Raw genomic sequence first — 13,663 nt, 5'->3', positions numbered from 1 at the left:
GCATGGGCGACACTTGCCGCACCCCGAACGTGGAGCCCTCCTTGCAAGCGACCAAGCCCCCCAGCCCCAGCAAGCGCCCGGTCAATCTGAGCCTGGATGCGCAGCTGGTCGAACGCGCCAAGGCCCTGGGCATGAACGTCTCGGGCACGGTCGAGGCGCTGCTGGCGGCCGAGGTCGAGCGGGTGTACTGGCAACGCTGGAATGACGACAACCGCGAGGCCATCGCCCACTACAACGCCCGCGTCGCGCGCGAGGGCCTGCCGCTGGTCCGCCACCGCAGCTTTGCCCGAGGCGTGTCGGACGAGGCTTGAAATGGCCCGCTACGACCTCTATCGCAACCCCGATCCGACCGAAACCGAGGCGGTGCCCTTCCTGCTTGACGTGCAGAACGAGCACATCGACGGCCTGGCGACGCGGGTGGTGATCCCCCTGCGCCCGACGCGCCACTTCGGCCCGCGCGCCGACCGACTGCACCCGCTGCTGGAGGTCGAGGGAGAAAGCCTGGTGCTGGACACCGCCGCCCTGGCCGCCGTGCCGCAGGGCTGGCTGCGCGAGCGCGTCGGCAGCCTGCGCGCGCAACGCGAGCCAATCCAGACCGCGCTGGACACGCTGTTCGGCGCGTATTGAAAGCCTCTCCGTGAGCCCGACCCCCCTCCCCACCCCCTACGAAGACCTGCTGCGCCATGTGCTCACCCACGGCGTGGCCAAGGGCGACCGCACCGGCACCGGCACCCTGTCGGTCTTCGGGCACCAGATGCGCTTCGACCTGTCGGCCGGCTTCCCGCTGATCACGACGAAGAAGGTGCACTTCAAGTCCATCGCGCTGGAGCTGCTGTGGTTCCTGCGCGGCGACGGCAACGCCCGCTGGCTGCAGGAACGCGGCGTGACGATCTGGGACGAATGGGCGGCGCCGGACGGCGACCTGGGGCCCGTCTACGGCGTGCAGTGGCGCTCCTGGCCGAGCCGGGACGGCGGCACCATCGACCAGATCACCGAGGCCCTGCGCCTGCTCCGGGAGGATCCCAACTCCCGCCGCAACCTGGTGAGCGCGTGGAACGTGGCCGAGCTGCCGAAGATGGCCCTCATGCCCTGCCACGCCTTCTTCCAGTTCTACGTCGCCCCCGGCGTGGACGGCGGCCGCGGCCGCCTGAGCTGCCAGATGTACCAGCGCAGCGCGGATCTCTTTCTGGGCGTGCCCTTCAACATCGCCAGCTACGCCCTGCTGACCCACCTGATGGCCGCCCAGGCCGACCTGGACGTGGGCGACTTCATCTGGACCGGTGGCGACTGCCACCTCTACAGCAACCACCTGAGCCAGGTGCGGACGCAGCTGGAGCGCACGCCCTACCCACTGCCGACCCTGGCGCTGCGGCGCCGGCCGGCTTCGATCTTCGACCACGTCTTCGAGGATTTCGAGATCGTCGGCTACCAGCACCACCCGGCGCTGAAGGCCCCCGTGGCGGTGTGAGGCCGGCATGACCCCGAGCGTCCGCCCCGAGCTCTGGCTGATCGCCGCCGTCGCCCGCGACGGCGCCATCGGCCGTGACGGCAGCATGCCCTGGCACCTGCCGCAGGACCTGGCCCACTTCCGCCGCGTCACCCTGGGCTGCCCGGTCCTCATGGGCCGCAAGACCTGGGACAGCCTGCCCGCGCGCTTCCGCCCCCTGCCCGGCCGGCCGAACTGGGTCGTCAGCCGCAACCCGGCCTGGCAGGCCCCCGGCGCCCACGCCGCCACCTCGCTGGACACCGCGCTGCAGCAGGCCGGCGACTGGGCTGCGGCCGACGCCCGCGCCCGCGGCCTGCCGCCGCAGGCGCCGCTGCGCGTCTTCCTCATCGGCGGCGGCCAGCTCTATGCCGAAGCCCTGCCCCGGGCCGATGGCCTGGTGCTGACCGAGATCGCGCTGGACGTGCCGGACGCCGACACCCGCTTCCCCGCCTGGCCGCGCGAGGCCTTCGTCGAGACCCAGCGCGAGGCCGGCGCCGCCGACGCCCCGCTGGCGCATGCCTTCGTGAGCTACCGGCGGCGCGCCCCGGGCTGAAGGCCGCCGCCGGAGACGCTGCGCCGGGCGGCCGGGGCAAGCCCTTCCGCCCCCGTCCCCCGGCCCGCCCCAGGCTCATCGGGCGAGACCCATATGCTGTACAAATACACATATGTTCTCGCCCGCTTCCCCGCCCCGGGCCACCGGCCCGGCCGACGCCCTGCCGCGTCTGGACGGCCTGTGGCGGGCCGACCGCCTGGCGGCGGCCAGCGGGGCCACCTGCCCGAGCGGGCTGTCCGGGCTGGATGCGGTGCTGCCCGGGCGGGGCTGGCCCCTGGGGGTGCTGAGCGAGCTGCTGATCCCCGCCCCGGCCAGCGGCGAGCTCGGCGTGCTGGCCCCCCTGCTGCGGCAGCACCAGGCCCAGCCCGGGGCGGCGGGGCTGCTGTGGGTGGATCCGCCGCACGGCCTGCAGCACGACGGGCTGGCCGCCCTGGGCCTGGCCGAGCTGCCGCTGCTGTTGCTGCGTGAAGCCCGGGCGGCCGACACGGCCTGGGCCGTGGAGCAGGCCCTGCGCAGCGGCCTGGCGCTGGCCATCGTCTGGTGGTGCCTGCAAGCCCTGCCGGCCCTGAGCCTGCGGCGCCTGCAACGCGCGGCCCAGGCCTCGCCGGCCAGCCTGCTGGTGCTGCTGCGGCCGCAGGCGGTGGCCGCGCAGGCCAGCCCGGCGCCCCTGCGCCTGCAGCTGGACCCCGTGGCCGGGCCGGCGCTGACGCTGCGCCTGCTCAAGCGCCAGGGCCCGCCACTGGACCGCCTGCTGCACCTGCCCCGCCCGCATCCCCTGCGCCTGGGCGCAGCGCGGCTGCAGCCGCTGGGCCCGGCCGCCCCCCGGCCCGTGCCGGCGCCGCGGCCGCTGCCGCACAGCACCGGTCCGCGGCGGCTGGGCGTGGTCTGAGCGTCGCCACCGCAGGCCATGCCACCCCCCTTGTCCCGTCCGCCACTGTGGCTGGCGCTCTGGCTGCCCGGCCGGTCCGGCTTGCAGCCGCCGCAGGACCCGGCCGCCATGGCCGAGGCCGTGCAGGCCCTGGCGTGGCGCCTGTCGGCCTTCAGCGCGCGCATCGTGCTGCGCGAGGAGGGCCTGCTGCTGGACCTGGCGCCCACGCTGCGCCTCTTCGGCGGGCTGCGCACGCTGCTGCGGCGCCTGGCCGATGCCGGCCGGCAGGCCGCCGGGCCGGGCGGCGGCGCCTGGCCCGGACGCGGCCGCTGGGGTCTGGCACCCACCGCCACCGGCGCCTGGCTGCTGGCCCAGGCCCCGACGGGGCCGCGCCGGCTGCTGCAGCGCCACCGGCTGCAGCAGCGGCTGGCCGCCCTGCCGATCCAGCTGCTGCCGGCCCTGCAAGGCGCCTGGCCGGCCGAGCCGGGCGAGGCCACAGCCTGGCAGCCGCTGGCCGAGGCCCTGGGCTGCGACACCCTCGGCGCGCTGCGCCGCCTGCCGCGTGGCGGCCTGCAGGCCCGCTTCGGGCCCGGCCTGCTGCGCGCGCTGGACCGCGCCTGGGGCGAGGCGCCCGAGCTGCCCGAGCTCTGGCTGCCCGAAGCCCCCTGGCACTGGCGGCTGGAACTGCCGGCGCACGAGGACCGGCTGGACGCCCTGGCCGCCGCCCTGGCCCCGGCCTGGGCCGCGCTGGCGGCCTGGCTGCAGCCGCGCCGCCGCCAGGCCAGCCGGCTGATGCTGCGGCTGGCGCATCCGCAGCGCCGCGAAGCGCAGCCCGACACCGTGCTGCACCTGGACCTGGCCCAGGCCGAGCATCGCCCCGAACGCCTGGCCGCCTTGATGGGCGAGAAGCTCGCACGCTGCCGCCTGCCGGCCGCCGTGCGCGCCCTGCGGCTGGACCTGCTGGGCAGCACGGCCGAGGACGTCGGCGAGGGCCAGCTCTGGCCCGGCCCCGAGCAGGACCTGCGCCGCCGCGCCGAGCTGATCGACCGCCTGAACGCGCGCCTGGGCCCCGGCCCGCTGCGCGAGCTGGACGCCTGCGACGACCACCGGCCCGAGCGCGCGCAGCGTGAACGGCCCGCCCGGGCCCAGAGCCCGGCGGGCACGGGCCGCCCCGGCCCCCGGCCGGTCCCGCCCGGCCCGCGCCCGCTGTGGCTGCTGGCGCAGCCCGAACCCCTGCCCTGCGACGCCCGCGGCCAGCCCTGGCATGACGGCGCGCCGCTGCGCCTGCTGGGCCGGGCCGAGCGCCTGGAGGCCGGCTGGTTCGACAGCCCGGGCGAGCGGCGCGACTACCAGCCCGCCCTGGGCGCCGACCAGCGCTGGCGCTGGGTCTTCCGCCGCCCCGACCGTCCGGGCCAGGCCGGCGGCTGGTTCCTCCACGGCTGGTTCGGCTGAGGCGCCATGGACGCGATCGACCCGGCCTGGGCGGCCGCCACCGGCCTGCCGCGGGAGACGGCACCACCCGGCGCGGCGGGGGACGCGGCCGGTCCCGTGCCGCCGGTCGAGCTGGTCTGCCGCAGCAACTTCAGCTTCCTGACCGGCGCCTCGCACCCCGAGGAGCTGGTGGCCCGCGCCGCCGAGCTCGGCTATGCCGCGCTGGCGCTGAGCGACGAGTGCTCGCTGGCCGGCATCGTCCGCGCGCACGAGGAGACCCGCCGCCAGCGCCTGGCCGGCCGGCCGCTGCAGCTGCTGTGCGGCAGCCTCTTCACCCTGGAGCCCGGCCCGCAGGCCCTGGACGGCCTGCCCCCGGCCCCGCTGCGCCTGGTGCTGCTGGCCCGCGACCGCGAGGGCTATGGCGACCTGGCCGAGCTGATCAGCCTGGGCCGCGGCCGCTGCAGCAAGGGCCGCTACCGCCTGCATCCGCAGGACCTGCTGCAGCCGCCGCCCGACACCGGCCTGCGCCCGGGCCTGCCGGGCTGCCTGATCGTCTGGCTGCCCGAGGGCGCGGCCCCGCCGCCGCCCGAAGCGTCCGAGCCCGCGGACGGGGACCTGCCGGACCGCCCGGCCGGGCCCCTGCCCGAGCCGCTGCCGCTGTGGCGGGCCCAGGCGCAGTGGCTGGCGCGGCACTTCCCGGCGCTGCCGGGCGAGCCGCCGCGGGTCGGCATCGGCCTGGTGCTGCTGCGCCTGGGCGAGGACGAGGCCCGCATCGCCGCCCTGGAGGCGGTGGCCGCCGCCAGCGGCCTGCCGCTGCTGCCGGCCGGCGACGTGCTGATGCACCGCCGCGCGCGCAAGCCCCTGCAGGACACGCTGAGCGCCATCCGCCTGGGCCGCCCGCTGGCCGATTGCGGCCGCGCGCTGGCGCCCAATGCCGAGCAGCACCTGCGCGACGCGCTCAGCCGCGCCGCCCTCTTCCGCCCGGCCTGGCAGGCGGCGGCGCTGGCCTTCGCGCAGCGCTGCCGCTTCTCGCTGAGCGAGCTGCGCTACGAGTACCCCGACGAGCTGGTGCCGCCCGGCCACAGCCCGGCCAGCCACCTGCGCGCGCTGACGGCGGCCGGCGCCGCGCGGCGCTACCCGCAGGGTGTGCCCGCCGCGGTGGCCGCGCAGATCGAGCGCGAGCTGGCCCTGATCGCCCTGAAGGCCTACGAGCCCTTCTTCCTGACCGTGCATGACGCGGTGGTCTTCGCGCGCGGGCGCGGCATCCTGTGCCAGGGCCGGGGCTCGGCGGCGAACTCGGCCGTCTGCTACTGCCTGGGCATCACCGAGGTCGACCCGCAGACCGCGACCCTGCTCTTCGAGCGCTTCATCAGCGCCGAGCGCGACGAGCCGCCCGACATCGACGTGGACTTCGAGCACGAGCGCCGCGAGGAGGTCATCCAGTACCTCTACGCCAAGTACGGCCGCCAGCGCTGCGCGATGGCCGCCGCGCTCAGCACCTACCGCGTGCGCGGCGCGGTGCGCGAGGTGGGCCAGGCGCTGGGCTTCGCGCCGGAGACCATCGAGCGCCTGGCCGCCAGCCTGCAGGGCTTCGACGCGCCCGAAACCCTGCCGCAGCGCCTGGCCGAGCTGGGCCTGCCGCCGGATGCGCCCGGCCTGCAGCGCTTGCAGGGACTGGTGCAGCAGCTGATCGGCTTTCCGCGCCACCTGTCGCAGCACAGCGGCGGCATGGTGATCGCGCGCGGGCGGCTGACGCGGCTGGTGCCGATCGAACCGGCCGCGATGGAGCGCCGCAGCGTGATCCAGTGGGACAAGGACGACCTCGAAGCCCTGGGCCTGCTGAAGGTGGACGTGCTGGCCCTGGGCATGCTGAGTCTGCTGCGGCGCGCGCTGGACGGCCTGACGGCCTGGCGTGGCCCCCTGGCCTCGCCCGAAGGGCCGCGGCCCTGGACGCTGGCCGACCTCCCGCGCGAGGACCCGGCCACCTACGCCATGATCCAGCGCGCCGACACGGTGGGCCTCTTCCAGATCGAGAGCCGCGCCCAGCAGGCCATGCTGCCGCGGCTGCGGCCGGCCTGCTTCTACGAGCTGGTGGTGCAGGTGGCCATCGTCCGGCCCGGGCCGATCCAGGGCGGCATGGTGCACCCCTACCTGCGCCGCAAGCAGGGCCTGGAGCCGGCACGCAGCCCCTACCCCGCGCTGGAGGACGCCCTGGGCCGCACCCTGGGCGTGCCGATCTTCCAGGAGCAGGTCATGCAGCTGTGCATGATCGCCGCCGGCTTCAGCGGCGGCGAAGCCGACCAGCTGCGCCGCGCCATGGCCGCCTGGCGGCGCAAGGGCGGCGTGGGCCACTTCCACGCCCGCATCGTCGAGGGCATGACGGCGCGCGGCTATGCGCGCGACTTCGCCGAGCAGCTCTTCCGCCAGATCGAGGGCTTCGGCGAATACGGCTTCCCGGAAAGCCATGCCACCAGCTTCGCGCTGCTGGCCTACCTCAGCGCCTGGCTGAAGTGCCATGAACCGGCGATCTACCTGGCCGCCGTGCTGGACGCCCAGCCCCTGGGCTTCTACGCCCCCGCCCAGCTCGTGCAGGACGCGCGCCGCCACGGCGTGGTCGTGCGTCCGGTCGACGTGCAGCACAGCGACTGGGACTGCCGGCTGGAGCCGCCCGAAGGCGAGCTGCCCGGCCCGGCCGAGAGCGCCCCCGTCGAAGGCCCCGCCTGGCCCGACCGCGGCCGCCCCGGCCAGCCCGCCGTGCGCCTGGGCCTGCGCCAGGTGGCGAGCCTGGGCCGGGCGGACGCGCAGGCCCTGGTCGAAGCCCGCCGGGCTGGCGGCCCCTTCCGCGACCTGGAGGATCTGCGCCGCCGCAGCGGCCTGGGCCGCCCGGCCCTGCAGGCCCTGGCCCGGGCCGACGCCCTGCGCTGCCTGGCCGGGCCGCGCCGCCAGCAGCTCTGGGCCGCCAGCGCCCCCGGCGCCCCGCTGGCCCTGGACGGCCTGGCCGCCGCTGCCGACGCGCCGCCGCCCCTGCCCCCGATGCCCGAGGCCGAGGCCATCGCCCAGGACCATGCCCGGCTCGGCCTGTCCCTGCGCCGCCACCCCCTGGCCCTGCTGCGCCCGCGCCTGGCCGCGCGCGGCCTGCGCAGCGCCCGCGAACTGGCCGGCCTGGCCGACGATCAGCCCACCTGGGCCTGCGGCCTGGTGCTGATGCGCCAGGCGCCCGGCACCGCCGGGGGCACCGTCTTCCTGAGCCTGGAGGACGAGACCGGCTGCACCCAGGTCATCGTCGACCGCCGCCTGCGCGAACGCCAGCGCACGCCGCTGCTGCAGGCCCGGCTGCTGGCCGTGGCCGGCCGCTGGCAGCTCAGGCACGGCGTCGGCCAGCTGCGTGCGCGGCACCTGCTGGACCTGAGCGACTGGCTGGGCGCGCTGCAGGCCCCCGCGCGCAACTTCCGCTGAACCGCCGCAGGCCGCCGCGAGGGGCCGGTCGCCGGGATCCCCGAGATCACCGAGACTGACGGCCCTCTTCCCCTCCCCAGGACCGCCCCGCATGAAAGCCCTCTGGAAAGGCGTCGTCATCGCCGAAAGCCCCGACACGGTCGTGATCGAAGGCAACCACTACTTCCCCGCCGCGGCGCTGAACCCGGCCTACACCCTGCCCAGCAACACGCGCAGCACCTGCTCGTGGAAGGGCGAGGCGCGCTACCTGAGCCTCTTCGTCGACGGCGAGGTCAACCCCGACGCCGTCTGGACCTACCCCGAGCCCAAGGAGGCCGCCGAAGCCATCCGCGGACGGGTGGCCTTCTGGAAGGGCGTGCAGGTGATCGAGTGAGCGCCGGCCGGGCGCTGGCATGATCGGGCGCCCCGCCCCGCCCCGCCCCGCCCCGCCCCGCCCCTGCCTGAGCCTGTGACCGTGCCGATGCAATTCGCGACCTGGAACGTCAACTCCTTGAACGTGCGCCTGCCGCACCTGCTGGACTGGCTGGCCGCCACGCCGGTGGATGCCCTGGTGCTGCAGGAAACCAAGCTGACGGACGACAAGTTCCCGGCGGCGGAGATCGAGGCGGCCGGCTACCAGGTCGCCTTCTTCGGCCAGAAGACCTACAACGGTGTCGCCCTGCTCAGCCGTGGCCCGGTGCGGGAGGTGCAGCGCAACATTCCCGGCTTTGCCGACGAGCAGGCGCGGGTGATTGCCGGCACGCTGGACGATGCCGACGGGGCGCCGCTGCGGGTGATCGGCGCCTACTTCCCCAACGGGCAGGCCCCGGACAGCGAGAAGTTCGTCTACAAGCGCGCCTGGCTGGCTGCGCTGCACGACTGGCTGCGCGCCGAGCTGGCCGCCCACCCGCGGCTGCTGCTGATGGGCGACTTCAACATCGCGCCGACCGATGCCGACGTGCACGACCCGGCGGCCTGGGCCGGCCAGATCCACTGCACGCCCGAGGAGCGCGCGGCCTTCCAGGGCCTGCTGGACCTGGGGCTGGTGGACGCCTTCCGTCTCTTCGAGCAGCCGGCCAAGAGCTGGAGCTGGTGGGATTACCGCAACCTGGCCTTCCGCAAGAACCAGGGCCTGCGCATCGACCACATCCTGCTGAGCCCGGCGCTGCGGCCGCGCGCCAGCGCCTGCGTGATCGACAAGGCGCCGCGCAAGCTGGAGCGGCCCAGCGACCACGCGCCGGTGGTGGTGACGCTGGCCGACGCGTTGGGCTGAGCGGGCGGCGCAGCTTGGCTGGGCCCCACCCACCGCGGGATGCAGGCGCCCGGCACCTGCATCCCGGCCCGCAGGCCGGTCAGCGCAAGGCGTTTCGGGCGGCCACGCCGGTGGCCGGGAAGTCGGTGAACAGGCCGTCGACGCCGAGCTTGAAGAAGTAGTCGATCTCGGCCCGGCCGTCCTTGAAGCCGTAGATGCCGGCGTCGTCACGGAAGGTGTAGGGATGCACGCGCAGGCCGCGGGCGTGGGCGGCTTCGACGACGCCGGTGCTGCCCTCGACGCGGCGGTCGCGCCCATCGACCACGCCGTCGCCATTGCGGTCGACCCCGTCGTTGACGGTGCGGACGAGGTAGGGCTTCCAGGGGCCGATGCCATCGGCGTAGGTCTTGACGAAGTCCAGGCCGCCGGGGGTCAGCAGGTCGGCAAAGGTGCGGACATCACCGCGCACGACGAAGTCGTAGGGCTGGCGGTAGGGCGCGACCAGGGACAGGCTGCCGTCATCCTTCACGTCGTCGGCATCGATCAGCTGGATCAGGCGCAGCTGGGTCCGGCCGTTGAGGTACTGCAGGTTCGCGACCTCGAAGGACTGGATGTAGACCGGCGCGCTGGCGGTGTTGCCATAGGCCAGGTGCAGGAGCGTGAGGAGCTTGTCCTCGAAGGTGTTGGCGCCGAAGCCGGCTTCCACCGCATGGAAGGTGGAGTGCTTGATCTCGGGATAGATGCCGATCGTGCGGCCAAGGCGGGCGCCCTCGGTCTTGGCGAGCGTGATGATCTCTTCGATCGTCGGGATCTCGTAGAGGCCGTTGAAGCCCTGCGGGCGGCTGGCGCGCGGCTGCACGGCGCGCAGGGTCTTGAGCTCGGCCAGGGTGAAGTCGCTGGCGAAGTAGGCGGTGGTCGGTACGCCGTCCACGTTCTTCGTGCGCATGCGCGAGGCCGGGAACTTGCTGGCGACGTCGGTGGTGCTGTCGAGCATGGGCTCGTGGCGGGCCACCATCGCGCCGTCCTGCGTCAGCACGAGGTCGGGCTCGATGAAGTCGGCGCCCTGCTCGATCGCGAGGCGGTAGCTCTCCAGCGTGTGCTCGGGCCGCTCGCCGGAGGCGCCGCGGTGGCCGATGACGAGGGGCGTCTGGCCATCGAGCGTGCGCAGGGCCGGGTCGTCCCCCCCGCCACAGGCTTGAAGAAGGGCGGTCATCAGGAGCAGGCTGAAGGGGGCAGTCAGGCGCATGGGGGTGGAAAGCCGTGGACGAATCCCGGCATTCCATCCCGGCGCCGTGGCAGGGCTGTGACGCCCTGCCCGGCCCGGGCTCAGTCGTCGAGCCCCAGCTCCTGGATCTTGCGCGTGATGGTGTTGCGGCCGATACCGAGCTTGTGCGCGGCCTCGATGCGGCGGCCGCGCGTGATGTCGAGCGCGGCGTGGATGAGCTGCGCCTCGAACTTGCGGGTGAGCGTGTCCCAGACCTCGGGGATGCCCGCCTGCAGCATGGCGCGGGCCTCGCGCTCCAGATCGTGCAGCCAGGGGCCGGCGCCCAGGCCGGAAGGGCCGCCGCCGGGGCCGGGGAAGGCCGGGAAGGGGCTGGGGGCCGGAACGACGGTCGGCGGCAGGGTCTCGGCCAGGGCCGGCGATTCGACCGGCGCCGGGCCATCCCCGAGCGAAGGGGCCGGCGGCAGCGACGCACGCGCGGGCGGCGACTGGACCAGGCCCATCAGCTCGGGCGGCAAGTCCTTCACGTCGATGACCTGGGCCGGCGCCATCACGGTCAGCCAGTGGCAGATGTTCTCGAGCTGGCGGACGTTGCCCGGGAAGTCGAAGGCGGCCAGTCGCGCCAGCGCCGGTTCGGCGATGCGCTTGGCCTCGATGCCGAGCTCCTTCGCACTCTTCTGCAGGAAGTAGCGGGCCAGGGCCGGCACGTCCTCGCGGCGCTCGCGCAGCGCGGGCAGACGCAGGCGGATCACGTTCAGGCGGTGGAACAGGTCTTCGCGGAACACGCCCTGCTTGACCCGATCCTCCAGGTTCTGGTGGGTCGCCGCGATCACCCGGACATTGCTGCGCATCGGGTTGTGGCCGCCGACGCGGTAGAACTGGCCGTCCGACAGCACCCGCAGCAGACGGGTCTGCAGGTCGAAGGGCATGTCGCCGATTTCGTCGAGGAAGAGCGTGCCGCCATCGGCCTGCTCGAAGCGGCCGCGGCGCGTGGTCTGCGCACCGGTGAAGGCGCCGCGCTCGTGGCCGAAGAGCTCGCTCTCCAGCAGGTCCTTGGGAATGGCGGCGGTGTTGATCGCGACGAAGGGGCCGTTGGCGCGCGGGCTGTGCTTGTGCAGCGCCCGGGCAACCAGCTCCTTGCCGGAGCCGCTCTCGCCGGTGATCAGCACGGTCACATTGCTCTGGCTGAGGCGGCCGATCGCGCGGAACACGTCCTGCATGGCCGGGGCCTGGCCGAGCATCTCGGGCATCTGCGCCATGCGTTCGTCGGCCACATCCTCGCGCAGGCTTTCATCGACGGCGCGGCGGATCAGCTCGACGGCCTTGGGCAGGTCGAAGGGCTTGGGCAGGTATTCGAAGGCACCGCCCTGGAAGGCGCTGACCGCACTGTCCAGGTCGGAGTAGGCCGTCATCACGATGACCGGCAGGCCGGGCAGGCGCTCCTTGACATGGGCCAGCAGGTCCAGGCCGGAACCGCCGGGCATGCGGATGTCGCTGACGAGCACCTGGGGCAGGTCCTCCGCATCCAGCGCCGCGATGACATCCCGCGGGTTCGAGAAGCTGCGCACCGGCAGCTCGTCGCGCATCAGGGCCTTCTCCAGCACGAAGCGGATGGATTGGTCGTCGTCAACGATCCAGATGGGTTTCATGAAGGCGCTCGGTCCGGGACATTCAATCAGGATGGCCGGCGGTCCCGGCCCAGAGCCCGCGCCACGCGACGCTCAGGGCAGCGGGATCGTGATGCGGAACAGCGTGCGCCCGGGCTCGCTCTCGCAGTCGATCGTGCCTTGATGCCGCGCGACGAAGCTCTGGGCCAGGGTCAGCCCGAGGCCGGAGCCGCCCTCCCGCCCCGACACCAGCGGATAGAAGATGCGGTCCAGAAGGGCCTCGGGCACGCCCGGCCCGTTGTCCTCGATATGCAATTCCAGTGCCAATCGCCAGCGCTGCTTGCCCAGCGTGACCTGGCGCGCGATGCGGGTGCGCAGCACGATGCGCGCGTCGCCGGCCTGGCGCCGCTCGGCCAGGGCCTGGGCGGCGTTCTGCACGATGTTCAGCACGGCCTGGATCAGCTGCTCGCGGTCGCCGCGGAAGTCGGGGATGGACGCGTCGTAGTCGCGCTCGATGGCCAGACCGCGCGGGAACTCGGCCAGCACGAGGGAGCGCACCCGCTCGCAGACCTCGTGGATGTTCATGTCGCCCACCACCAGCGGCTTGCGGTGCGGCGCGAGCAGGCGGTCGACCAGGGCCTGCAGCCGATCGGCCTCGTGGATGATGACCTGGGTGTACTCGGCCAGCTCGCGCTTGGACTCGACCTCCATCTGCAGCAGCTGCGCCGCGCCGCGAATGCCGCCCAGCGGGTTCTTGATCTCGTGGGCCAGGTTGCGGATCAGCTCCTTGTTGGCCTCGACCTGTTCGAGCGCGCGCTCCTCGCGGCCCTGGCGGGCCTGCTGCTCGATCTCGATCAGCTCGATCACCGTCGCGCCGGGCTCGTCCATCTGGTTGACGATCACATGCACCTGCAGCGGCTCGGCCGGGCCGGGCACGCTCAGATAGGGTCGGTGGAGCTGGGCTTCGAGCCGGCTGGTCGCGAACTCGTTGCGGGCAACGGCCGCCACGGTCTCGGCCAGGAGGTCGGATTCGACGAACCAGCCGAACCAGGAGCGCCGCAGCATGTTGCGGCGCGACAGGCCCATCACATGCTCGAAGGCCGAGTTGGCGAACAGGCAGCGGCCGTCGGGCTGGACGACGGCGACCATGGTCGCAAGCTGGTCGAAGGCCTCGAAGCGGCGGTCATGCGCCGGGACGGCCGGCATCAGCCCGGTCCTCCGGCGGTCTTGGCCAGTTCACGGCGCAGGGCGGCCAGGTCGGCCTGGCTGCGCTCGATGCTCTCGCGCAGCAGGGCGAGCCGGGCGCTGCGCTCGGCCAGGGCTTCACCGGGCCGGGCCGGGGCCTGGGCCTGTTCCAGGTCGCGCTGCAGCCCGGCCAGGCGCTGCTGCTCGGCCGCCAGTTCGGTCTCGAGGATGCGGCGCTTGTCGCCGTCGCGCGCCCGCTGCACGGCGGGATCGACCCGGGCCTGCGCGCCCTCGGCCTGCAGCTCACCCGTGCGCAGCACGGCGGCGGCGCGCGGCGGGACGGTGGCAGGCAGGCTGACGACGGCCTCGATCGGGCTGCAGCCGCGCTGGCGCGCCTCGGCCGCCTCCAGGGCGTCGGTGTAGAGGTTGCCGCTGCAGCGATAGACCGGCCGGGCCTGGCCCCGGGCGGACTCGGGCAAGGCCAGCAGGGTCGGCGCCAGCAGGGCGAGCAGCGCGGCAAGGAAGGGGGCGCTCATGGCGGCATCCATCGTCGGGGACATCGCGCAGTATCCCGCAGCCCCTTGGGCGGAGGCCCGGGCGCCGATCCAAGAAAAAAAGGCGGCT

General features: G+C 74.2%; 13 protein-coding genes. 9 read left to right on the top strand and 4 right to left on the bottom strand.

Annotated elements, in window-relative coordinates:
- Positions 1 to 41 precede the first annotated feature (41 nt).
- The 9 genes from H4F90_RS03335 to xth all read left to right on the top strand — a co-directional run bounded on the left by H4F90_RS03335 (position 42) and on the right by xth (position 9,046).
- Complete coding sequence (locus H4F90_RS03335; RefSeq protein WP_235971930.1) at positions 42 to 311, top strand: type II toxin-antitoxin system CcdA family antitoxin; 270 nt, start codon at positions 42 to 44, stop codon at positions 309 to 311.
- Between the two features lies 1 nt (position 312).
- A complete protein-coding gene (locus H4F90_RS03330; protein WP_182661453.1) occupies positions 313 to 627 on the top strand; it encodes a CcdB family protein in 315 nt (104 codons plus the stop codon).
- A 10-nt stretch (positions 628 to 637) separates the two neighbouring features.
- On the top strand, positions 638 to 1,468 hold the full coding sequence (locus H4F90_RS03325) for a thymidylate synthase (protein WP_182661451.1): 831 nt from the start codon (positions 638 to 640) through the stop codon (positions 1,466 to 1,468).
- A gap of 7 nt (positions 1,469 to 1,475) precedes the next feature.
- Positions 1,476 to 2,039 carry a dihydrofolate reductase gene (locus H4F90_RS03320; RefSeq protein WP_182661449.1) on the top strand — a complete coding sequence of 188 codons (564 nt, stop codon included), beginning with the start codon at positions 1,476 to 1,478 and terminating at the stop codon, positions 2,037 to 2,039.
- A 112-nt stretch (positions 2,040 to 2,151) separates the two neighbouring features.
- Complete coding sequence (locus tag H4F90_RS03315) at positions 2,152 to 2,928, top strand: hypothetical protein (RefSeq protein WP_182661447.1); 777 nt, start codon at positions 2,152 to 2,154, stop codon at positions 2,926 to 2,928.
- Between the two features lie 30 nt (positions 2,929 to 2,958).
- Positions 2,959 to 4,359 (top strand): DNA polymerase Y subunit UmuC family protein, encoded by a 1,401-nt coding sequence (locus tag H4F90_RS03310; protein WP_182661445.1) that lies wholly within the window; start codon positions 2,959 to 2,961, stop codon positions 4,357 to 4,359.
- A gap of 6 nt (positions 4,360 to 4,365) precedes the next feature.
- Positions 4,366 to 7,794, top strand: a complete 3,429-nt coding sequence (locus tag H4F90_RS03305; RefSeq protein ID WP_182661443.1) for an error-prone DNA polymerase — start codon at positions 4,366 to 4,368, stop codon at positions 7,792 to 7,794.
- A gap of 91 nt (positions 7,795 to 7,885) precedes the next feature.
- Positions 7,886 to 8,167, top strand: a complete 282-nt coding sequence (locus H4F90_RS03300) for a DUF427 domain-containing protein (RefSeq protein WP_182661442.1) — start codon at positions 7,886 to 7,888, stop codon at positions 8,165 to 8,167.
- An 87-nt stretch (positions 8,168 to 8,254) separates the two neighbouring features.
- Positions 8,255 to 9,046 (top strand): exodeoxyribonuclease III, encoded by a 792-nt coding sequence (gene xth, locus H4F90_RS03295; protein WP_182662998.1) that lies wholly within the window; start codon positions 8,255 to 8,257, stop codon positions 9,044 to 9,046.
- A 79-nt stretch (positions 9,047 to 9,125) separates the two neighbouring features.
- Here xth and H4F90_RS03290 read toward each other — a convergent pair whose 3' ends face one another.
- From H4F90_RS03290 to H4F90_RS03275, 4 genes are all read right to left on the bottom strand, one after another.
- Entirely contained in the window at positions 9,126 to 10,271 is a 1,146-nt protein-coding gene (locus H4F90_RS03290; RefSeq protein ID WP_182661440.1) for a glycerophosphodiester phosphodiesterase, read from the bottom strand.
- A gap of 80 nt (positions 10,272 to 10,351) precedes the next feature.
- Complete coding sequence (gene ntrC, locus H4F90_RS03285; RefSeq protein ID WP_182661438.1) at positions 10,352 to 11,896, bottom strand: nitrogen regulation protein NR(I); 1,545 nt, start codon at positions 11,894 to 11,896, stop codon at positions 10,352 to 10,354.
- Positions 11,897 to 11,968: 72 nt separating this feature from the next.
- On the bottom strand, positions 11,969 to 13,060 hold the full coding sequence (gene glnL, locus H4F90_RS03280; protein ID WP_182661436.1) for a nitrogen regulation protein NR(II): 1,092 nt from the start codon (positions 13,058 to 13,060) through the stop codon (positions 11,969 to 11,971).
- Positions 13,060 to 13,575 carry a hypothetical protein gene (locus H4F90_RS03275; protein WP_235971929.1) on the bottom strand — a complete coding sequence of 172 codons (516 nt, stop codon included), beginning with the start codon at positions 13,573 to 13,575 and terminating at the stop codon, positions 13,060 to 13,062. Before H4F90_RS03275 ends, glnL begins: the two co-directional genes overlap by 1 nt.
- Positions 13,576 to 13,663: the final 88 nt, after the last annotated feature.

Origin of the sequence: Aquariibacter albus, from assembly GCF_014145335.1 — a bacterium.
Lineage (GTDB): Bacteria > Pseudomonadota > Gammaproteobacteria > Burkholderiales > Burkholderiaceae_C > Aquariibacter > Aquariibacter albus.
This window is presented reverse-complemented; position numbering and strand designations above follow the sequence as displayed.